Raw genomic sequence first — 18,293 nt, 5'->3', positions numbered from 1 at the left:
TCAGTACGGTAAGCGGTATGGCACGCATCGGGGCAGGACCCACTGGTGGGAGCTCCCTCTCATTGGCATGGGTCCGGAAGATCCCCGCGACGACCTGGAAGCTGCTCACGCAGACCATCGGGGTCTGCCTGCGCTACCGGGTCACCGGTCTGGCCGCCGAGGGGGCGTTCTTCGCGATCCTCTCGCTGCCGCCGCTGATCTTCGGGCTGGCCGGCTCGCTCGGTTACATCGCGAGCAAGTGGTTCGAGGTCGAGACGATCAACGACGTCAAGCAGCAGATCGTCGACCTGGCGGCGCGGGCGCTGACCGACGACTCGATCAAGAGCGTCATCTCGCCGACGCTGGACCAGGTGCTGAACGGCGGCCGGCCGGACGTCATCTCGATCGGTTTCGTGCTCTCGCTCTGGTCCGGCAGCCGCGCGCTGAACGTGTTCGTCGACACCATCACGATCATGTACGGGATGGGCGGCAAGCGCGGCATCGTCCGGACCCGCGCGCTGTCGTTCAGCCTGTACTGCGCGGCGCTGGTCATCGGCGTGATCGTGCTGCCGCTGGTGCTGGCCGGCCCGGATGCGGTCAACGCCCTGCTGCCGCACCGCCTGGACTTCCTGAACCAGCTGTACTGGCCGGTCGTCACGATCCTGTCCGCGGGCTTCCTGAACACCCTGTACCACCTTTCCGTACCGATCCGGACGCCGTGGGTCTCCGACCTGCCAGGGTCGTTCCTGGCGCTGTCGATCTGGATCCTGGGCAGCTTCGTGCTCCGGTGGATCCTGCAGAGCACGGTCGGCGGTACGTCGATCTACGGGCCGCTGGCGGCGCCGATCGCCGTACTGATGTGGCTGTACATGACCGCTATCGCCGTATTGATCGGTGCTGCGCTGAATGCCGTCGTCGACCGGCTGTGGCCGCACAAGGCGCACGTGACCGAGGTCAAGAAGGAGACCGTCGCCGAGGACCACGACACGGACGAGGTCGAGCCGGTGATGAAGGCGGAGCCGGAGCCGCATCATGTGCACGCCCGGCACCCGCTGACGCCGGTCGAGGCGGGCGAACGGCCGGAGATCGAGGTGGCGCGGAAGGTGGAGAAGCTGGCCGGCCCACGCACGGAGGCACCTGCCGCCAATGAACTGCCTGAGAAGGACGCCGTCGATGTCGCTGCGGACGAGGTGGCCGAGGAGCCCGAGCGCAGCACGGCCTCGGTCGGAAAACCCGGTGCGCAGGGGGAGACCGACGACCTAGGCTGACGGCAACGCGAACACGGTCCTGGCTGGACCGCACGGACCGGAAAGGAGGCAACCCGCCATGAGCTCGGAAGCGGCCGATCGGCCAGTTGTCTCCGTTACCGTCCGTCCGCGGCGCTGAATCGCGCGGCCGGACCGTTCGAAAGGTTCGTCGCATGTCAGCGAAACTCCAGGCCCTGGGACTCGACAGTTCCACGGCCGAATGTCTACAGGCCGTCCCCGAGGACCTGGTCCCGGGACGCGTCGCCCGGGTCGACAAGGGCCTGGCGACGGTTCTCACCGAAGACGGGCCGGTCCGGGCCAGCTGGTCCGGGGCGTTGCTCGCCGAGATCGCGTCGGATGCCCAGGCCGGCCCGTGTACCGGCGACTGGGTGGTCCTGCGGTTCTGGCCGGACGACCGGATCACCGTGGAATCGGTGCTACCGCGTCGTACGGTGATCGTCCGGGCCGAGGTGGGCGGCTCGTCCCGCGGGCAGGTGCTCGCGTCGAACGTCGATGTGATCGCGATCGTCGTCGGCCTGGTCCCGGAGCCGAACATCGTCCGGATCGAGCGCTTCATGGCGCTGGCGTGGGAGAGCGGCGCGCGTCCGGTCGTCGTACTGACGAAGTCCGACCTCGTGAGTGACGCCGACCTGCTGGCCGAGGACGTGGCCGCTGCTGCGCCAGGTGCCGATGTACTGGTGTGCAGTGCGACCACAGGCGCGGGCATGGACGACATACGTGCGTTGCTGGACGGAGACGCGACGTTGGCGTTGCTGGGGTCCAGTGGTGCAGGCAAGTCGTCGCTGGTGAATGCTCTGGCGGGTGTGGAGCTGCTGGACGTGCGGGAGATCCGTGAGGACGGCAAGGGGCGGCACACGTCGGTACGGCGAGAGCTGATCGTGCTGCCACACGGTGGGGTCGTCATCGACACGCCTGGGCTGCGGGGGATCGGTCTGCAGGAGAGCGGGGAGGGGCTGGCTGCCGCGTTCCCAGACGTGACGGAGCTGGCTGAGCGCTGCAAGTTCAAGGACTGCTCACACAAGTCCGAGCCGGGCTGTGCCGTGCAGGCGGGTCTCGAGGACGGCACGCTGCCGTACCGGCGCTACGAGAGCTGGGTGAAGCTGCAGCGGGAGGCGGCGTACATGGCGCGGCGTGCGGACGTACGTCTACGCAACGAGTCCAAGAAGGAGTGGGTCCGCGCGGCGAAGTCGTACCGCAGCGACTGGAAGCCTCGTCCGTGATGAAAAGATCGGTCGTATGAACCGATCGGTGCTGGTGACAGGAGCTTCTCGGGGGATCGGTGCAGCGACGGCGCGGGCCTTCGCCGCCGCGGGGGACAGGGTGGCGGTGCACTACAGCTCCTCCGCCGAGGCAGCCGCCCAGGTGGTGAAGGAGCTCCCCGGTTCCGGCCACGTCGCCGTACCCGCGGACCTGGCGGACCCGGCCGCGATCGAGACCATGGTCTCGGCCGCCGCCTCCGCGCTCGGCAGCATCGACGTACTCGTGAACAACGCCGGCGTCTACCACCCGCACCGCATCCGCGAGACGACGTACGCCGAATGGCAGCAGGCGTGGGCGGACACGCTCGCCGTCAACCTCGTTGGTCCAGCCAACGTAACGTGGTGCGCCGTACGGCACATGACCCGCGGCGGCCGGATCGTCAACGTCTCGTCGCGCGGCGCGTTCCGCGGCGAACCGAACCAGCCCGCATACGGCGCCTCGAAGGCGGCGATCGTCTCCTTCACCCAGTCCCTGGCTCGCGCGCTGGGCCCCGAGGGAATCGCCGTCACCGCCATCGCACCGGGCTGGACGGTCACCGACATGGCCGCGGTGAACCTGGCCGGCGAAGGCTACGACCGCCGCCGTCTCGAAAGCCCCCTGGAGCGAGTAGCGGATCCGTCCGAAGTAGCCGCGGCAATCCTCTACCTGGCCTCCGCCGAAGCCGAATTTGCCACCGGCACCGTCCTCGACTTCAACGGCGGCTCGTACCTCCGCATGTAAACCGTTCGCTCACGCTCGGGAGGCTGGCTAAGGTCTCCCTCGTGCATCGAATCATCACCCCGCCGGCCGCCGCGTAGCGGACGGCCACCCTTCACGCTCAGGCTCAACGCCCTGAGCTCCTTCGGGCTGTTCGCAGAAGCCCCATCACCCGTTGCGAACACCCGGAGCATCCGATGCACCAACGCGTCTCAACCAGACGTGCCTTAGCCCTTGTACTCCTAGCCGCCCTCGCCTGGGGCACAGGCGGCCCAACCGGAGCCCTGCTCTCCGAAGCCGGCCTGACGCCTCTCTCCACCTCCTTCTGGCGGCTCGCCGCAGCCGCCGGCTGGCTGGCCGCAGCACGCCTCGCCAGGCGCCACCGAACCCCCATCCGCCCGCGGCCGCGCCACATCTTCAGCGGCCTGGGCCTAGCCGTCTGCCAACTCGGCTACTTCACCGCCATCCCCCGAGTAGGCATAGGAATAGCCACCGTCATAGCCCTGGGAGCGGCCCCCCTCATCATCACCCTGGCGCTCAGAGAACGCCCGACACTCGCAACCGGAGCCGCCCTGACCGGCCTGACTCTCCTAACAGCAACCACAGGCACAGCCAGCCTCACAGGAATAGCAGCCGCCCTGGCCTCAGCAGCCGGCTACTCCCTAACCACCCTCCTGAACCGCAACACCCCAGACCCCCAAACCACAGCCCTCCTAGGTTTCCTAACAGGAGCGGCCGTCCTAGCCCCCTTCGCCACCCTCCCAATAACCTGGACGGGCTGGCTCCTGATCGCCTACTTCGGCCTAGTCCCCACCGCCCTCGCCTACACCCTGTTCTACGAAGGCCTAAGAACCCTCAAAGCCTCCACAGCATCAGTAATAGCCCTACTAGAACCAGCAGTAGCCACAGCCATAGGCATCCTCGTCTTCAAAGAACACCTGACCCCAATGGCTTTCGTAGGAGCAGCAGTCCTCCTACTAGCAGTAGCGGCCCAAGCCCGCCACACGTAGAACCTCCACCCCGGCGGTGACCGACCCGCCAACCCAACCCAAGGAGCCGAGCCACCCGCCCAACCCAACCCAGGAGCCGAGCGAAGCGAAGGCCGCCGAGCGAAGCGAAGGCGCAGGGGGTGCGGGTGGCGGAGCCCCCGCAACGCGGCAAGCGAAGCGCAGCCGCACAAATGACGAAGGCGACGTGGTCAGCGCACGTCAGTGCGCGACACACGTCGCCCATCGCCTTCGTGGACGATACTGGGATCGAACCAGTGACCTCTTCCGTGTCAGGGAAGCGCGCTACCGCTGCGCCAATCGTCCGTCCGGAACGCTCAGCCGGGCTGAGGTTCTCGAGGTGGAGACGGGATTCGAACCCGCGTGGACGGCTTTGCAGGCCGCTGCCTAACCTCTCGGCCACTCCACCGTAGAAAGCCGAAACCCTCTCCGAGCGGACGACCGGGTTCGAACCGGCGACCTCAACCTTGGCAAGGTTGCGCTCTACCAACTGAGCTACGTCCGCGCCGCCTCCGGAGCGTTTCCGCTCGGTGCGAGAGCAGAACAGTAGCGCACTTTCGGCGCCGGCAAAAACCCGATTCCGCTGCCGCTGAAGGCGCCTTGTTCGTCGCGCGAATCCTGCCTGGGATGTCCACTCGCCACGCCGCCGGCTCAGGCCTTCAAGGTCACGAGATCGACCCTTTCGAGGTACTCGGCGTCGCCGCGGAGGTCGATCGCGGCGACACGCCCGTCGCTGACCGTGAAAGAGAACACAATCAGCGGTTCGCCGCGTTGCATCCACACCAGCCCCGGCATCCCGTCGACGAGTACGAGCTTGGCGGCCGCGGCCCGCCCGGTGAACTCGCGTGCCACCGCCGTCGCGCCGGCGAGTACCGCCTCGGTCCCGTACGCCTCCGCACCGGCGTCCGCGCGGACGACGACGTCCGGATCGAGGACGGCGACCAACGCCGAGAAGTCCGCGCCACGCGCCGCCATCAGGAACGCGTTCACGACTTCCTTCTGGCGTACGACGTCGACGTCGGTCGGTTCCGGCGTACCGCGAACCCGGCGTCGCGCGCGGCTCGCGATCTGCCGCGCCGCGGCCGGGGACTTCCGGATGATCGGCGCGATGTCCTCGAACGGTACGGCGAACAGGTCGTGCAGTACGAAGGCGAGCCGCTCGGCCGGCGACAGCGTTTCGAGTACGACGAGCAGCGCGAGCCCGACCGTGTCCGCCTGGACCGCCTCGAGTTCGGGATCGGGTACGTCGCCGTCGGCGAGCACGGGGGAGAGCTCGCCGACCGGGTGTTCGGGCCGCCCGCGGCGGGTGCGCAGCATGTCGAGGCAGATCCGCCCGACGACCGTGGTGAGCCAGCCGCCGAGGTTGTCGATGGCCGCGGTGTCGCTGCGACTGAGCCGGATCCAGGTCTCCTGGACCGCGTCCTCCGCCTCGGGCTCGGAGCCGAGGATCCGGTACGCGACCGCGCGCAGCCGATCGCGGTTCTGCTCGAACCGTGTTGCCAGCCAATCGTCCCCGGTCATCCGGACCACACCCTTCGCCTGTCACAATGTGCGGCCCAGCGCCGTCACCCGTTTGACGGAGCCCGCGCAGCACTTGTGACAGAGGAGCGACGATGACGGCAGCACCCCGCCCGTTGGACGTCCGCAAGCAGGACACCCTGACCCGCCTGGACCAGGACGTCGACGCCTGGGTGGCGACAGCATCCCTGGACGGTACGCCGTACCTGACGCCGCTCTCGTTCCTGTGGACCAACGGCACGCTGCTGCTGTCGACGTCCAGGACCAACCCGACGGCACGCAACCTGCTCGCCAACCCGGTTCTGCAGCTCACGCTGGGGGAGGTCCGCGACGTGGTCCACGTGACCGGCACCGCCGAAGTCACCGAGGCAACGGACGCCGAGGGCGAGGCGTTCGCACTGAAGGCCGGCTTCGACCCCCGTCCTTTGGCGAACTACCCGTTCTTCCGCGTGACTCCCACGAAGATCCAGGCCTGGCGCGAAGTCAACGAACTCAAGGACCGCGTCCTGCTGGAGAACGGCCACTGGCTGGTCTGATCCTCTTGACTTAGAGCGCGGTCGAAAAGGCACCGTGGGGACATGGTGTCTCTGGGGAACCGTAAGCCTGTCAGTGCGCTCTGTCTGGGTGCGATGAACTTCGGTACGTCCACGCCGGCCGACACGGCCACGGCGATCCTGGACCGGTTCGTCGACGCCGGTGGGACGTTCATCGACACGTCGAACAACTACAACCAGTGGCTCGGGCAGGGCGGTGAGAGCGAGGAGTTGCTGGGGCAGTGGATGCGTTCCCGCGGGAACCGTGACGACGTGGTGATCGCGACGAAGTGCGGTGCGGGTACGACAAAGCCCGGCGACCCGGGGGATGCGCACTGGGAGGGGCTGAGCGCCGCAGTCGTCAGCGAGGCCGTGAAGGGCAGTCTGGCGCGGCTCGGCGTGGAGCGGATCGACTTGTACTACGCGCACATAGACGACCGCAGTACGCCTTTGGACGAGACAGTGGCTGCTTTCGGGCAGCTGGCAGCAGAGGGGGTCGTGGACCTTGTCGGCTGCAGTAACACGGCCACGTGGCGTCTAGATCGTGCACGGCAGCTCGCGGCCGCTCAGGGTGTCGAGCAGTACTCCGTGATCCAGCAGCACGCGACCTACCTGTGGCCGAATCCTCCTGCTTTACAAGGCGTTCTACGACGCGGCACGCCGCATTTCCAGCACGCGGGCATCGAGCACTTCGACTATCTGGCGGAGCACCCAGACGTGACGCTGGTTGCGCACCAGGCTTTGCTCACAGGTTCGTACGCTCGTCCTGACCGGCCCTTCTCGGTGCAGCGGGGTTATGCGCATCCCACGGCATACGTGCGCTTCGAGGCGATCCGCCGGGCTGCGGGGGAGCTGGGCGTGACGGTGAACCAGGTAGTACTCGCGTGGCTGATGCACCACGGCGTCGTACCGCTCGTCGGAGTGTCCTCCATCGCCCAGCTGGAGGAGGCGCTTGCGGCTGTGTCGTTGAAGCTCGACGCCGACCTGGTAGCTCAGTTGGACAAGGCCTGAGGGGATGCAGCAGACCTCCGACTGAGTCGAACACCCGCGGCCGGCGTGGCGGCTAGGCCACCGGCCGCGGGAACGCGACCGGGCTCCGGTTTCCGTTCCGGTCCACCGCGCGGATGCCCAGCTGCACGTTGTCCTTGGAGATGTCGAGCGTTGCCGTGGTGACGTTCCCGACCGGAATCGCGCTGGTCCAATCGGATTCCGTGGTCTCCCGTAACACCACCTCGTACCCGGCCAGGTCCGTTTCGGGGTTGGCGTTCCAGGACAGCGTGGTGAGGTTGGTGCCGGAGAGGGTACCGGGCGGTGTCGTGTGGATCTGGGCGTTCTTGGGCGTGCCGGGCAAGCTGGCCAGCCCCCACAGCGCGGCCGCGTTCACCCTGGTCACCCGGGCGATGTAGTCGAAGTCCACGAACTCGATCAGGTCGCCGAACTGTACGCCGTCCTCGATCCGGACGTCCTGGTGTTCGTGGTTGAAGTTCTCCCGGGGCTCGGTGAATCTGGCGGCGGGGTAGCCCTGGCCCTGGAAGGAAAGGTGGTCGCTGCCGCGCAGGAACCGGTCGCGCCGCCAGATCAGCCGGATGTTCATGCCGGTCAGGCTGTACGGCGCGACCGAGTGGACGAAGCGGCCGAGTTGGCGAGCCTGCCCGTCGTTCTCGCCACCGGTCGTTTGCAGGAGGGAGATCTGAGTGGCCGTCACGTTGGTCGGGACCCCTTCCAGGAACATCCGCACCGTGAACGGGTCGGGTTTGTGGCCGTCGAACGACCGGCTGGCCCCGATGATGTCGTTGCTGAACATGCCCTGTACGTCGTTGCCTGCCGCCGCCATCTGCTGCGCCATGAAGGAGGAGCCGTACAGCCCCTGTTCCTCGCCGGCGACCGTGGCGAAGATGATCGTGCCGGGGAACTGGTGGGCCGCGAACACCCGGGCGAGTTCGAGCACACACGCGACGCCGGACCCGTCGTCGTCCGCACCCGGTGCGTCGCTCGTCGAGTCCATGACGTCGGTCACTCGTGAGTCGAGATGCCCGGTGACGACATAGAACCGCTCGGGTGACGCGGTTCCCTTCAGCGTGGCGATGACGTTGGTGATCGGAGTCGGCACGGGGATCCGGCTGGCGACCGGTTGGATGAACGACTGCCGCTGTACGGTCATCCGTCCGCCGGACGTCGCGGCGATGGCCTCGAGTTGCGCGGCCACCCAGTCCGTGGCCGCTCCGATGCCTCGCAGCTGGTCGGTCTGGCTGGACAGGGTGTGCCTGGTACCGAACTCGGTCAGCCGCTGAACGGTCGCACCGATCCGCTGAGAATCGACTCTCTGCAGCATCTCCCGCAGCTGGGGATCGAACGTCGCCGGCCCAAGCCCACTTGACCCCGCGACCGCTTCGACCGAACTCCCAACCCACGCCACACCGGCAGCACCGGCGGCCACCGCCCCCGACCCGGCCAGAAACACCCGACGACTCGAACGCGCCGAGGAAGCCGAAGAAGAGGAGGACGAGGAAGAGGGGGAAGAGGAGGACGAGGAGGACGAGGACGAGGAGGACGAGGACGAGGAGGACGAGGAGGACGAGGAGGATCGAGACGAGCGGGAGCCAGACATGGCGCCTCCTGAGTGCGTGGAATACACGTCGCCCTCACTCTGGCACCCACCCCACGCCCCGTCAGCCCCTCAGCGCGGCGGTTATCCCTCGTCTTCCGCCCCCCACGCCCACGCCACCAGCCGAGCGAAGCGAAGCCCTCCCGGGCAGCCCCTCAGCTCGGCTGCGAGTAGCAGGCAAACCCGTCCCCAGCAACCGACCCGACCGCCCAACCCAACCCAGCAGCCAAGCTGACCGCCCAACCCCTCACCAGCAGCCGAGCGAAGCGAAGGCGCCCTTTCGTGGAGCATCAGCTCGGTTGGTGAGTACAGACGAACCCAACCACGACAGGTGAGCAACTTCCTCACCGGCGCCCTCTGCCCGCCCGCCGGACCGCCTTCGCGCTCCAGGGTGCGGCGGCCCGCAGTTCGAGGTCGCCCGCGGTGAACTGGTGCACGCGGAGGCTGACCGCCCAACCCGGCCAAGCTGACCGCTCAACCCGACCCCAGGAGCCGAGCTGACCGCCCAACCCAGCCGGGCTGACCGCTCAAGCCGACTCAGGAGCCCAGCGAAGCGAAGGCGCAGGTGGGTGCGGGTGGCGGAGCCCGCAACGCGGCAAGCGAAGCGCAGCCGCACAAATGACGAAGGCGACGTGGTCAGCGCACGTTCGTACGCGGCACACGCCGCCTGTCGACTCTCGTGGGCGATACCTGCTCGCCCGCCCTCCGCTGCCCACTAGGCGGGCAGCCCGAGCGCGCCGCCCTCGTTGATCGCGTAGAACTCGTTGCGGCTCACCGGACCGGTCGCACCGTCGACGAGGTTCCGTACCGTCTCGACCGAGTCGGACCTGAAGACGCAGATGCCGCGGGCACCGTCCGCGCTGGGCACCACCATGGGCAGCTCGGTGCCCTCCGGCAGGTTGAGTTGTCCGCTCCAGAACGCCTGCGGGTCCGAGACGCTGTGAATCGTGAGGATGTACATGAGCGTTTCCTTTCGCCTGGCCCGGCCGGACGCCGGTGGCCTGCTTCGATGGCATCGCCGACGGGGCCGCGGATCAACTGCAGAATCTGCAGTTGCCGGTGGTCCGGGGCGCGAGGAGATTGGAGACATGCCCGGTTATGGCCAGTTCTGTCCCATCGCCCAGGCCTCGGAAGTGATCACCGAGCGCTGGACCCCACTGGTCCTGCGCGAACTGGCACTGACCGGGAGCCGTCGCTTCAACGACATCCAGCGTGGCGTACCGCTGATGTCCTCGTCGCTGTTGAGCAAACGCCTCCGCGAACTCGAACGCGCGGGCATCGTCGAGCGCCGACCACTGCCGAACGCACGAGGGAGCGAGTACCACCTGACTCCCGCAGGACAGGAGCTCGGGCCGGTCCTCGCCCAGATCGGCATCTGGAGCGAACGCTGGCTGCGCCGGCCCATCTTCGAGCAGTCACCCGACACCGGACTGCTCATGTGGTGGGTGCGCACCACCGTCAAGGCGGAGGTACTGCCGGCAGGTCGCACCGTGATCCACTTCCGGTTCGCCGGCGCTCCCGAAAAGCTGCGCAACTTCTGGCTCGTCCTCCCGGAGGCGGACCTGTGCCTGACCGATCCGGGCTTCGGCGTCGACGTCACGCTCAGCACCGACGCAAAGACGTTGACCGCGATCTGGATGGGAGACCTCCCACTGGCATCAGCCGTAAAGAACCACACCGTCGAGCTGGACGGCCGCCGGGCCCTCACCCGCTCCATCACCGACTGGTTCGGCCTGCACCCCCTGTTCTCCACCGTCCCCCACCCCACCACCCGCCCGAGACTAAGCGCCTGAACGACCCGCCCGATGCCCCCACGAGCGCGCCGAAGCAGCCCAACCCCGACAAGCACCCCAAACGAAACCAACCACGACAAGCAACCCAAGCCCCGACGGACCCGACCACGGCACGCACGCCAACCCACCAACCCCAGCCACGAAGCCGAGCGAAGCGAAGGCACAAGACCCAGCCCCAGGAGCCGAACCAAGCGAAGGCATCCCGCGTGGAACATCAGCCCGGGTGGTGACTAGCTGGCCAACTCGACCCCAGCAGGTGAGCTGATTGCCCATCCCGTCCCAGGAGCCGAGCGAAGCGAAGGCCGCCGAGCAAGGCGTCCCGCGTGCAGCATCAGCCCGGGTGGTGAGAAGCCGGGCAACCTGCCCTCAGCAGGTGAGCTGACTGCCCATCCCGACCGAGGAGCCGAGGGACGCGAAGGGCGCCGGGCAGGGCGTCCGGCGTGGAACGTCGGCCCGGGTGGTGAGTAGCCGGCCAACCCGACCCGAGCAGGTGAGCTGACTGCCCATCCCGACCGAGGAGCCGAGCGAAGCGAAGGGCGCCGGGTAGGGCGTCCGGCGTGGAACGTCAGCCCGGGTGGTGAGTGGCCGGCCAACCCGACCCCAGCAGGTGAGCTGACTGCCCAACCCGACCCAGGAGCCGAGCGAAGCGAAGGCCGCCGAGCGAAGCGAAGGCGCAGGGGGTGCGGGTGGCGGAGCCCCCGCAACGCGGCGAGCGGAGCGAAGCCGCACAAATGACGAAGGCGACGTGGTCAGCGCACGGAGTGCGCGACACACGTCGCCTGTCGCCTTCGTGGGCGATACCGGGTTCGAACCAGTGACCTCTTCGGTGTGAACGAAGCGCGCTACCACTGCGCCAATCGCCCAGCGTGGTGCTGGTGTTTCTGATGTGGTGTTGCGGGTGAAACCATATCGCATGAATGCAGCGACGATCTAATCGGGCCGGGCTACTCTTGCTGCAGGACGGAGATCCCGTCGCGTTGGAGACGTGATTGTGACTTTCTCGCACGACACCGAGCAGGCGCTCGGGACGCTGGTCCGGCTCGTCAACACCATGCCCGGACCGAACAGCCAGGTCGATTCGCTGGAGACCCTGGAGGAGCTGGAGAAGTTCGTCCAGGAACGGGAGTTCAGCGCGGTCGACTCGCTGTCGGAGAAGGACCTGGCCGAGGTCCGCGACCTGCGGCCGTTGTTCGCGCCGGTGTTCACGACCGACTCCGACGCGTCCGCGGCGACGATGATCAACGCGATCATCGCGCGCGGTACGTCGACACCGCGGCTGACGAACCACGACGGGCATCCGTGGCACATCCACTACTCGAGAGCGGGCGCGTCACTGGCCTGCCGGATCACGGTGGAGTGTGGGATCGCGCTGGCGCAGGTGATCTCGGCGGGGGAGCGCGAACGCCTCCGCCGCTGCGAGGCGCCGGACTGTGACGACGCGCTGATCGACCTGTCCCGCAACCGTTCCAAGCGCTACTGCGACGCCCGCACCTGCGGCAACCGCCTACACGTAGCCGCCTACCGAGAACGCCGAAAAGCCTCCGGCGAGTAACTCCACCAGGCCATCACAACCGGCACGGCGCGATAGCGTCCCCCGGACGCGCCTGCGGCGTACGACTGTGATGGCCTGGTGCTCCTCATCCGACGATCCGCCGCGCCGGGCCGGCGCGGCGGAGCTGCTCGCCGGAACACGTCCGGTGAGTACAGCCGCGGTTCTCCACGTCGTCACAACCGGCACCGCGCGGTCGTGTGCCCCGGGCCCGCCGCGGCGCAGGTGATTGCCTCGCACTTCGCATCTGACGATTCCTCGCGCTGAGTCGGCGTGGGGGAGTACGCGCCTCGGGGGAGTGCTGGCGCGGTTCTCCAGGTCACACAACCGGCACCGTCCGGTCGCGTTCTCCGGGTGCGTGCGCCATGGCGCGCGACTGTGATTGCCTCGCGCTCCGCATCTGACGATTCCTCGCGCTGGGCCGGTGTGGGGAGTTGCCGGCCGGAACATCTCCGGCAAGTGCTTGGGCGGTTCTGCAGGCCATCACAATCGGGTCTCGTCCGGTCGCGTTGCGCGGGGGTGTGTCTGCGGGACGCGATTGTGGTGGGCTGGCGAACCGTCAGGTGGTGCGTGGGGGAGGGGTCGGTCCACCTGAAGCGGCGTTGGTGAGTGCGGGGTCAGGGGTTTACGTTTTGGGCGGAGCGTTCGGTGAAGATCTTTGCTACCTGGGCGGTGATGGTGCCGGGGGCGGGTAGGTCGCGGGTGTCGACGCGGTGGATGGCCTGGACGTCGCGGGTTGTGGATGTGAGGAAGATCTCCTCGGCCTCGGACAGTTTCTCGAGCGGTACGTCGCGTTCGGTGCCGCCGAACCACTCCAGTACGAGGGCGCGCGTCACCCCGGCCAGTGCGCCGGACTCGAGGGTCGGCGTGACCAGCTCGCCGTCGTACACGCAGAAGATGTTCGAGCCGGTGCCTTCGCACAGTTGGCCGACGGTGTTCGCGAAGATCGCCTCGCTGCCGCCGCGTTCCTTCGCGTAGGCGAGCGCGCGGACGTTCTCGGCGTACGACGTGGTCTTCAGGCCGGCGACCGCGCTGCGTTCGTTGCGGACCCACGGGACCGTGACGATCGCCGACGTCGCCGACGGGCGCTTGATCTCCTGCGTCGCGACCAGGACCGTCGGGCCGTCCGTACCGCGGTCGGACGAGAGCGGCGAGACACCGCCTGTGTACGTGATCCGCAACCGGCCGAACGGAATCCCCGGATCCGCCGCGACCACCGCCGCGATGCCGTCCTCGATCGCGGCGACGTCCGGCGTCGGCAGACCCAGCCCGACCGCCGAACGGACCAGCCGCTCCAGATGCCGGCGAACCGCGAACGGCCGACCGTTCTCGATCTTGATCGTCTCGAAGACGCCGTCACCCGTGGTCAGCCCGTGGTCCAGCGGCGAAACCGTCGCCGCGCCGTCCAGCAGGGCGCCGTTCAGCCAGATACGCATGTGGTGCTCCTTCCGCGCAACACCTTAGTGCGCAGGCGATCCAGGCCCGCGCAGGAGTTCCCGGGTGAGCAGTTGGTGACCGTACGTCGACGTACCGGGGGACCCCCGTTTTTGAACTCCGGCGGAGATGGGCTAATGTTCTTCTCGCGCCGGGGGACACAGACTCGGGCGCAACGCGGACGTAGCTCAGTTGGTAGAGCGCAACCTTGCCAAGGTTGAGGTCGCCGGTTCGAACCCGGTCGTCCGCTCGGAGAGGGTTCGGCAGGCCACCGTCCTCACATGTCGAACAGCCTCAGTGGTGGAGTGGCCGAGAGGCGAGGCAACGGCCTGCAAAGCCGTGTACACGGGTTCGAATCCCGTCTCCACCTCGGGAACCTCACGGCGGTGAGTGTTCCGGACGGACGATTGGCGCAGCGGTAGCGCGCTTCCCTGACACGGAAGAGGTCACTGGTTCGATCCCAGTATCGTCCACGAAGGCGATGGGCGACGTGTGTCGCGAGCCCTTACGGGCTTGCTGACCACGTCGCCTTCGTTATTTGTGCGGCTGCGCTTCGCTTGCCGCGTTGCGGGGGCTTCGCCACCCGCACCCCCTGCGCCTTCGCTTCGCTCGGCGGCCTTCGCTTCGCTCGGCTCCTTGGGTTGGGTTGGGCAGTCAGTTCACCTGCTGGGGTCGGGTTGGCCGGCTGCTCACCACCCGGGCTGATGCTCCACGCGGGGGCGCCTTCGCTTCGCTCGGGCTGCTGGGTCGGGTTGGGCGGTCAGCTCACCGGATGGGGTTGGGTTCGTCTGTTACTCACCACTCTGACTGATGGTCCACGCCTGGAGGCCTTCGCTTCGCTCGGCTGCTGAGGCGGGCCAGCTGACCGGCTGGGGTTGGGTCTCGCAGGCAACTGACCACCCAGGCCGACCTGTGTGGTGCCTTCGCTTCGCTCGGCGCTCGGTCGGGTTGGGCGGTCGTTGGGGTCGGGTTTGGGCGGTTACTCACCACCCTGGCCGGCGCCCGCCTCCGGCGTACCAGGTCGCTCGGTCGGCGGGTGCTTGGCGCGGGTGACCGGGGGACGTGCTGGGTGGGACGCCGGTATGTCGAGGTGGCGGTGTCGGGCGAGCCGGTTGGTGCGGGGGAGCAGGGAGCGGATGGGATTCCGCCAGGTTGAGTGTTAGTAGTACTGGCGGAGTTTTGGCCAGAGGGTGGACCACGGCTCGGTGGGGGCGGTGCAGAGGACTAGGGCTGTGCCGTTTTCGTCGTTGGAGACGATGCTGTGGACTGTGCCGACCTGTTGGCAGTCGCGGAAGTGGGACTCGTAGGTCGGGGTTCGCTCGAGTTCGACGAGCAGGACGGGGCCGGTGTTGGTGTCCGGCGGGCGCGCCCACTCGAAGAAACTCATGTGCCCGGAGTACGGCGCCGGCAGCCCGCGGGACGGTCCGTAGCGGACGAGCGCACCTGCCTCGCCGTAGTTGCCGGCGAAGATCGTCGCCGTCGAGCGCTGGTCCGCTGGAACGTGTGACCACGCGGCAGCTACGGCGTCGGTGAACGCCGGCCAGCCGATCTGCTCGCCCTGTTCCTTGTTCACCGGGATTACGACGTCCGCCGCCGACGCCGGCAACAGGGGCAGCGTGAACACGGCCGACGTCAGCGCGGTCAGGATCAGGACGACGATCGCGGACTGCCGGCGCCGGTCGACCCAGTCGAGCATCGGCTCGCACCCGGCCGCGACCAGGATGAGCAGCAGCGGCAGGGCGTAGTACGACTTGCCGCCGACCGCGAGTACGGCGACGCACAGCACCGGATACGCGAGCGCCACCGCCCGCGCCCAGGATGACGCCCACATCCGGCGGAACCCGGCGATCCAGAACGGGACCAGGAACGGCGACAGCTGCAGGATCTGCAGCGGGACGAACATGATCCGGTTCTCGGTGCCGTCGTCCGAGCTGATCCCGCCCGCGACCGTGAGCTGCGGCCAGTCGTGCTGGAACTGCCACACGACGTTCGGCAACGCGATCAGTCCGGCGATCGCGACACCGGCGAGCAGCCACCAGGAACGCAGGACGCTCCGTGGCCCGACGATCAGCAACGAGACCAGCAGCGCGCCGACCGGCAGTACGACCAGGTACTTGTTCTCCAGCGCGATCCCCGCCGTCAGCCCGAGCGCCAGCCACCAGCGCCCGTCGCGGGTCCGCAAGAGCTTTACGGCGAACAGTCCGATCAACATCCAGGCCAGCAGGTCGTACGTCGCCGTCGACACCATGTGCCCGACTCCGAGAACGAACCCGGACACCGCGGCGCAGACCGCGGCGAGCACCTGGCCGCGCCGAGAGCTGCCGAACTCCCGGGCCAGCAACGCGATCACGACGATCGTCGCGACACAGCACACCGTCGACAGCACCCGCAGCCCCATCACGGTGTCGCCGAAGACCGCGGTCGACACCCGCGCGATGAACGGCGTCAGCGGCGGCTGGTCGACGTACCCCCAGCTGAGGTGCCGGCCCGCGACCACGAAGTACAGCTCGTCGCGGTGGTACCCGTACCGCCCGGACAGCGCGGTCAGTACCGCTCCCACGCCCAACGCAATCAACAGCACAGGCCGCAGCGCGAAGGCGGGCACCGGAGGGCGGGTCATGCAGGAATGGTGTCAGCCCAAAGGGGCGGCGACCAGCGGCGACTAGTTCAGATAGCGCGGTTCCTGGTCCCGGTCGAGCAGGACCACTCGGCCGGCCAGTGTCTCGTCGGAAACGAAGCGGACGACGGCATCGGTCACCGCCGAGAGCGGCACGAGCGCGGGACCGCGCTCGGAGGCCGGCAGGGCGTCGCGTTCGCGCACACCGCGAGGGGTCGCGACCCAGTCCGGAACGACACAGTTCACCCGCACCCCGTGGCTTTCCTGCAGTGGCGCGAGCGTCGCGGTCAGCCGGATCAACGCCGCCTTGGCCGCGCTGTACTCCGGTGAGACATGAGGCCCGAAGCCCAGCCCCGCGGTCGATCCGACGTTGACCACCGCGCCGCCACCGGCTGCCTGCATGCCGGGCAGCGCGAGCTGTGTGGTGAGCATCGGCGCACGGAGGTTCACCTCGAGCGAGGCGGTCCACCGCGCGATCGTCGCCTCCGGGAAGCACGGCCTGAGGGCCGCACCACCGCCCGCGTTGTTGACGAGGATCTGCGGTTGACATGCCATCAGCTCGCGTACGGCGTCGTCGTCGCGCAGGTCGACTTCGACGAAGCGGGCCGCCGGCCCGATCAGCCGGCAGGTCTCGCGTCCGCCGGTGGCGTCGAGATCCGCGACCACCACTGAGGCGCCGGCCGCGGCCAGGCGGACCGCGATCGCGCGTCCGATGCCGACCGCGGCGCCGGTGACGACGGCTGTCTTTCCCGTGATGTCCATGCCCGTCACGCTGCCACCCGGTACCGACAGTTGGCGGGGATGATTGGATATGTCAACCGGGGAGTTGTGGAGAGGACGGGCTGTGGCGCTGCTGTACGAGCGGATTTGTGCGCATGTGCTGGAGCAGCTCCGGCGGGGTGCGTTGCGGCCGAGGGAGCGGGTGCCGTCCGAGATGGAGCTGGCGGCGCAGTTCGGGGTCAGCCGGATCACCTCCAAGCGCGCGTTGGAGGTACTGCGGGAAGCCGGTCTGGTGGAGCGTGTCCGCGGCAAGGGGACGTTCGTCGTACGGCGGCTGCCTGATCTGACCGACGTGACCGTTCCGCTCCGCCCGGCGCAACGGCGCGAGGCGCGATCGGTGGCGCTGATCGTGCCGAGCATGTCGGAGGCGTTCGGGTTGGACCTGCTGAACGCCATCGAGGAACGCTGTACGGAGTATGGGGTCCACTTGGTGGTACGGCGTACGCACGGCCGCCAGACCGACGAGGAGAAGGCCGTCGACTCGCTGGTGGCGACAGTGGATGGCCTGATCGTCTTCCCGGTGTACGGCGACTTCTACAACGCCAGTCTGCTGCGGCAGGTGCTCGACGGGTTCCCGGTCGTACTCGTCGACCGCCACCTGTCCGGCATCCCTGTGGCTGCAGTACTCACCGACAACGTGGCCGCTGCGAGGGCACTCACCGGGCGGCTGCTCGACCAGGGCCACGAACACATCGCGTTCATCTCGCCGCCACCCGTGAACACGTCCTCGATCGAGGACCGCCTGGAAGGCTTCCGCTCCGCCTTCGCCGACCGTGGTCGGCCACATGAGCTGATCGACCTACGCAGCACCATTCCCGGTTCGACGACGACGGAGAGCGTGCACGCGGAGATGGACGTTATCCGGGCGTTCCGCGATCGCACGCCTGAGGTGACGGCGTATGTCGCCTGTGAATACAACCTGGCGCGGATGGTCGACCGAGCGCTGGGCGGTGACCGCGTGGTGGCATGCTTCGACTCGCCGGGGGACTCGATCGGCGGACCGCCGTATCTGCACGTCCGGCAGAACGAACTGGAGATGGGCCACCGCGCCGTCGACCTACTCCTCGCCCAGCTACGCGGTGAGCCCGTGCCGAACCTCTCCTATGTCCCCTTCGAGCTGGTCGACGCAGAAACCTGACGCTCCGGGTGGTGACCTTGTGAGGACACCCGGTCATGGGATAGTGGACCCTCCCGGAGACCTCACCTCCGGGCAACCCAGCAAGCTCCAGGGGCCACTCGCCCCCTCTGACAGAA

General features: G+C 68.1%; 15 protein-coding genes and 7 tRNA genes. 12 read left to right on the top strand and 10 right to left on the bottom strand.

The window, feature by feature from the left end; translation table 11 throughout:
- The first annotated feature begins 17 nt into the window (after positions 1-17).
- From ACZ5BU_RS11425 to ACZ5BU_RS11410, 4 genes are all read left to right on the top strand, one after another.
- Positions 18-1,247, top strand: coding sequence for a YihY/virulence factor BrkB family protein (locus tag ACZ5BU_RS11425; RefSeq protein ID WP_465697792.1), 1,230 nt, complete (start codon positions 18-20; stop codon positions 1,245-1,247).
- Positions 1,248-1,399: 152 nt separating this feature from the next.
- Complete coding sequence (gene rsgA / locus ACZ5BU_RS11420) at positions 1,400-2,467, top strand: ribosome small subunit-dependent GTPase A (protein WP_465697790.1); 1,068 nt, start codon at positions 1,400-1,402, stop codon at positions 2,465-2,467.
- A 16-nt stretch (positions 2,468-2,483) separates the two neighbouring features.
- The gene (locus ACZ5BU_RS11415; protein WP_465697788.1) at positions 2,484-3,227 is read left to right on the top strand and encodes an SDR family NAD(P)-dependent oxidoreductase; all 744 of its coding nucleotides are present in this window, start codon (positions 2,484-2,486) and stop codon (positions 3,225-3,227) included.
- A 173-nt stretch (positions 3,228-3,400) separates the two neighbouring features.
- Positions 3,401-4,213: a DMT family transporter gene (locus ACZ5BU_RS11410; protein ID WP_465697786.1), complete on the top strand. Its 813-nt coding sequence runs from the start codon at positions 3,401-3,403 to the stop codon at positions 4,211-4,213.
- A 231-nt stretch (positions 4,214-4,444) separates the two neighbouring features.
- Here ACZ5BU_RS11410 and ACZ5BU_RS11405 read toward each other — a convergent pair.
- From ACZ5BU_RS11405 to ACZ5BU_RS11390, 4 genes are all read right to left on the bottom strand, one after another.
- Positions 4,445-4,516: transfer RNA gene (locus ACZ5BU_RS11405), tRNA-Val, on the bottom strand.
- Positions 4,517-4,548: 32 nt separating this feature from the next.
- Positions 4,549-4,619, bottom strand: a tRNA-Cys gene (locus tag ACZ5BU_RS11400).
- A 23-nt stretch (positions 4,620-4,642) separates the two neighbouring features.
- Positions 4,643-4,715: transfer RNA gene (locus tag ACZ5BU_RS11395), tRNA-Gly, on the bottom strand.
- A gap of 146 nt (positions 4,716-4,861) precedes the next feature.
- Positions 4,862-5,731: a sigma-70 family RNA polymerase sigma factor gene (locus ACZ5BU_RS11390; RefSeq protein WP_465697784.1), complete on the bottom strand. Its 870-nt coding sequence runs from the start codon at positions 5,729-5,731 to the stop codon at positions 4,862-4,864.
- Positions 5,732-5,823: 92 nt separating this feature from the next.
- Between ACZ5BU_RS11390 and ACZ5BU_RS11385 the strand changes: the two genes are divergently transcribed.
- Both ACZ5BU_RS11385 and ACZ5BU_RS11380 read left to right on the top strand, forming a co-directional pair.
- Positions 5,824-6,264, top strand: a complete 441-nt coding sequence (locus ACZ5BU_RS11385; RefSeq protein WP_465697782.1) for a pyridoxamine 5'-phosphate oxidase family protein — start codon at positions 5,824-5,826, stop codon at positions 6,262-6,264.
- 42 nt (positions 6,265-6,306) lie between these two features.
- A complete protein-coding gene (locus ACZ5BU_RS11380) occupies positions 6,307-7,272 on the top strand; it encodes an aldo/keto reductase (protein WP_465697780.1) in 966 nt (321 codons plus the stop codon).
- A 52-nt stretch (positions 7,273-7,324) separates the two neighbouring features.
- On the opposite strand, the gene ACZ5BU_RS11375 is transcribed toward ACZ5BU_RS11380, so the two are convergent.
- Positions 7,325-8,593: a M20/M25/M40 family metallo-hydrolase gene (locus tag ACZ5BU_RS11375; protein WP_465697778.1), complete on the bottom strand. Its 1,269-nt coding sequence runs from the start codon at positions 8,591-8,593 to the stop codon at positions 7,325-7,327.
- Positions 8,594-9,581: 988 nt separating this feature from the next.
- Positions 9,582-9,827, bottom strand: coding sequence for a hypothetical protein (locus ACZ5BU_RS11370; protein WP_465697776.1), 246 nt, complete (start codon positions 9,825-9,827; stop codon positions 9,582-9,584).
- 127 nt (positions 9,828-9,954) lie between these two features.
- Here ACZ5BU_RS11370 and ACZ5BU_RS11365 point away from each other — a divergent pair, with 127 nt between their 5' ends.
- A complete protein-coding gene (locus ACZ5BU_RS11365) occupies positions 9,955-10,659 on the top strand; it encodes a winged helix-turn-helix transcriptional regulator (RefSeq protein WP_465697774.1) in 705 nt (234 codons plus the stop codon).
- A 791-nt stretch (positions 10,660-11,450) separates the two neighbouring features.
- Here the strand turns inward: ACZ5BU_RS11365 and ACZ5BU_RS11360 are convergent.
- Positions 11,451-11,522 (bottom strand) — tRNA-Val (locus tag ACZ5BU_RS11360).
- 128 nt (positions 11,523-11,650) lie between these two features.
- On the opposite strand from ACZ5BU_RS11360, the gene ACZ5BU_RS11355 reads away from it, so the two are divergent.
- Positions 11,651-12,211 (top strand): CGNR zinc finger domain-containing protein, encoded by a 561-nt coding sequence (locus tag ACZ5BU_RS11355; protein WP_465697772.1) that lies wholly within the window; start codon positions 11,651-11,653, stop codon positions 12,209-12,211.
- A gap of 614 nt (positions 12,212-12,825) precedes the next feature.
- Here the strand turns inward: ACZ5BU_RS11355 and ACZ5BU_RS11350 are convergent.
- Entirely contained in the window at positions 12,826-13,644 is an 819-nt protein-coding gene (locus ACZ5BU_RS11350) for an aminotransferase class IV (protein ID WP_465697770.1), read from the bottom strand.
- A gap of 175 nt (positions 13,645-13,819) precedes the next feature.
- Between ACZ5BU_RS11350 and ACZ5BU_RS11345 the strand changes: the two genes are divergently transcribed.
- The 3 genes from ACZ5BU_RS11345 (at position 13,820) to ACZ5BU_RS11335 (ending at position 14,115) form a co-directional block, all read left to right on the top strand.
- Positions 13,820-13,892: transfer RNA gene (locus ACZ5BU_RS11345), tRNA-Gly, on the top strand.
- A gap of 49 nt (positions 13,893-13,941) precedes the next feature.
- Positions 13,942-14,012, top strand: a tRNA-Cys gene (locus ACZ5BU_RS11340).
- A 31-nt stretch (positions 14,013-14,043) separates the two neighbouring features.
- A tRNA-Val gene (locus ACZ5BU_RS11335) sits at positions 14,044-14,115 on the top strand.
- Positions 14,116-14,801: 686 nt separating this feature from the next.
- On the opposite strand, the gene ACZ5BU_RS11330 is transcribed toward ACZ5BU_RS11335, so the two are convergent.
- Together ACZ5BU_RS11330 and ACZ5BU_RS11325 are read right to left on the bottom strand one after the other, a co-directional pair.
- Positions 14,802-16,262, bottom strand: a complete 1,461-nt coding sequence (locus ACZ5BU_RS11330; RefSeq protein ID WP_465697768.1) for an ArnT family glycosyltransferase — start codon at positions 16,260-16,262, stop codon at positions 14,802-14,804.
- Between the two features lie 42 nt (positions 16,263-16,304).
- Positions 16,305-17,021, bottom strand: coding sequence for an SDR family NAD(P)-dependent oxidoreductase (locus ACZ5BU_RS11325; protein WP_465697766.1), 717 nt, complete (start codon positions 17,019-17,021; stop codon positions 16,305-16,307).
- Positions 17,022-17,103: 82 nt separating this feature from the next.
- Between ACZ5BU_RS11325 and ACZ5BU_RS11320 the strand changes: the two genes are divergently transcribed.
- Complete coding sequence (locus ACZ5BU_RS11320; RefSeq protein WP_465697764.1) at positions 17,104-18,177, top strand: GntR family transcriptional regulator; 1,074 nt, start codon at positions 17,104-17,106, stop codon at positions 18,175-18,177.
- The last annotated feature ends 116 nt before the right edge of the window (positions 18,178-18,293 follow it).

It is taken from the genome of Kribbella sp. NPDC031520, assembly GCF_055580825.1.
The sequence above is the reverse complement of the archived record's forward strand: the minus strand, read 5'-3'. Positions and strand labels throughout refer to the sequence as shown.

Excerpts from the sequence above, each read along its gene's own strand:
- ACZ5BU_RS11425 (WP_465697792.1), top strand. The coding sequence starts at position 18 with ATGGCACGCATCGGGGCAGGACCCACTGGTGGGAGCTCCCTCTCATTG.
- rsgA (WP_465697790.1), top strand. The coding sequence starts at position 1,400 with ATGTCAGCGAAACTCCAGGCCCTGGGACTCGACAGTTCCACGGCCGAA.
- ACZ5BU_RS11415 (WP_465697788.1), top strand. The coding sequence starts at position 2,484 with ATGAACCGATCGGTGCTGGTGACAGGAGCTTCTCGGGGGATCGGTGCA.
- ACZ5BU_RS11410 (WP_465697786.1), top strand. The coding sequence starts at position 3,401 with ATGCACCAACGCGTCTCAACCAGACGTGCCTTAGCCCTTGTACTCCTA.
- ACZ5BU_RS11390 (WP_465697784.1), bottom strand. The coding sequence starts at position 5,731 with ATGACCGGGGACGATTGGCTGGCAACACGGTTCGAGCAGAACCGCGAT.
- ACZ5BU_RS11385 (WP_465697782.1), top strand. The coding sequence starts at position 5,824 with ATGACGGCAGCACCCCGCCCGTTGGACGTCCGCAAGCAGGACACCCTG.
- ACZ5BU_RS11380 (WP_465697780.1), top strand. The coding sequence starts at position 6,307 with ATGGTGTCTCTGGGGAACCGTAAGCCTGTCAGTGCGCTCTGTCTGGGT.
- ACZ5BU_RS11375 (WP_465697778.1), bottom strand. The coding sequence starts at position 8,593 with ATGCTGCAGAGAGTCGATTCTCAGCGGATCGGTGCGACCGTTCAGCGG.
- ACZ5BU_RS11370 (WP_465697776.1), bottom strand. The coding sequence starts at position 9,827 with ATGTACATCCTCACGATTCACAGCGTCTCGGACCCGCAGGCGTTCTGG.
- ACZ5BU_RS11365 (WP_465697774.1), top strand. The coding sequence starts at position 9,955 with ATGCCCGGTTATGGCCAGTTCTGTCCCATCGCCCAGGCCTCGGAAGTG.
- ACZ5BU_RS11350 (WP_465697770.1), bottom strand. The coding sequence starts at position 13,644 with ATGCGTATCTGGCTGAACGGCGCCCTGCTGGACGGCGCGGCGACGGTT.
- ACZ5BU_RS11330 (WP_465697768.1), bottom strand. The coding sequence starts at position 16,262 with ATGACCCGCCCTCCGGTGCCCGCCTTCGCGCTGCGGCCTGTGCTGTTG.
- ACZ5BU_RS11325 (WP_465697766.1), bottom strand. The coding sequence starts at position 17,021 with ATGGACATCACGGGAAAGACAGCCGTCGTCACCGGCGCCGCGGTCGGC.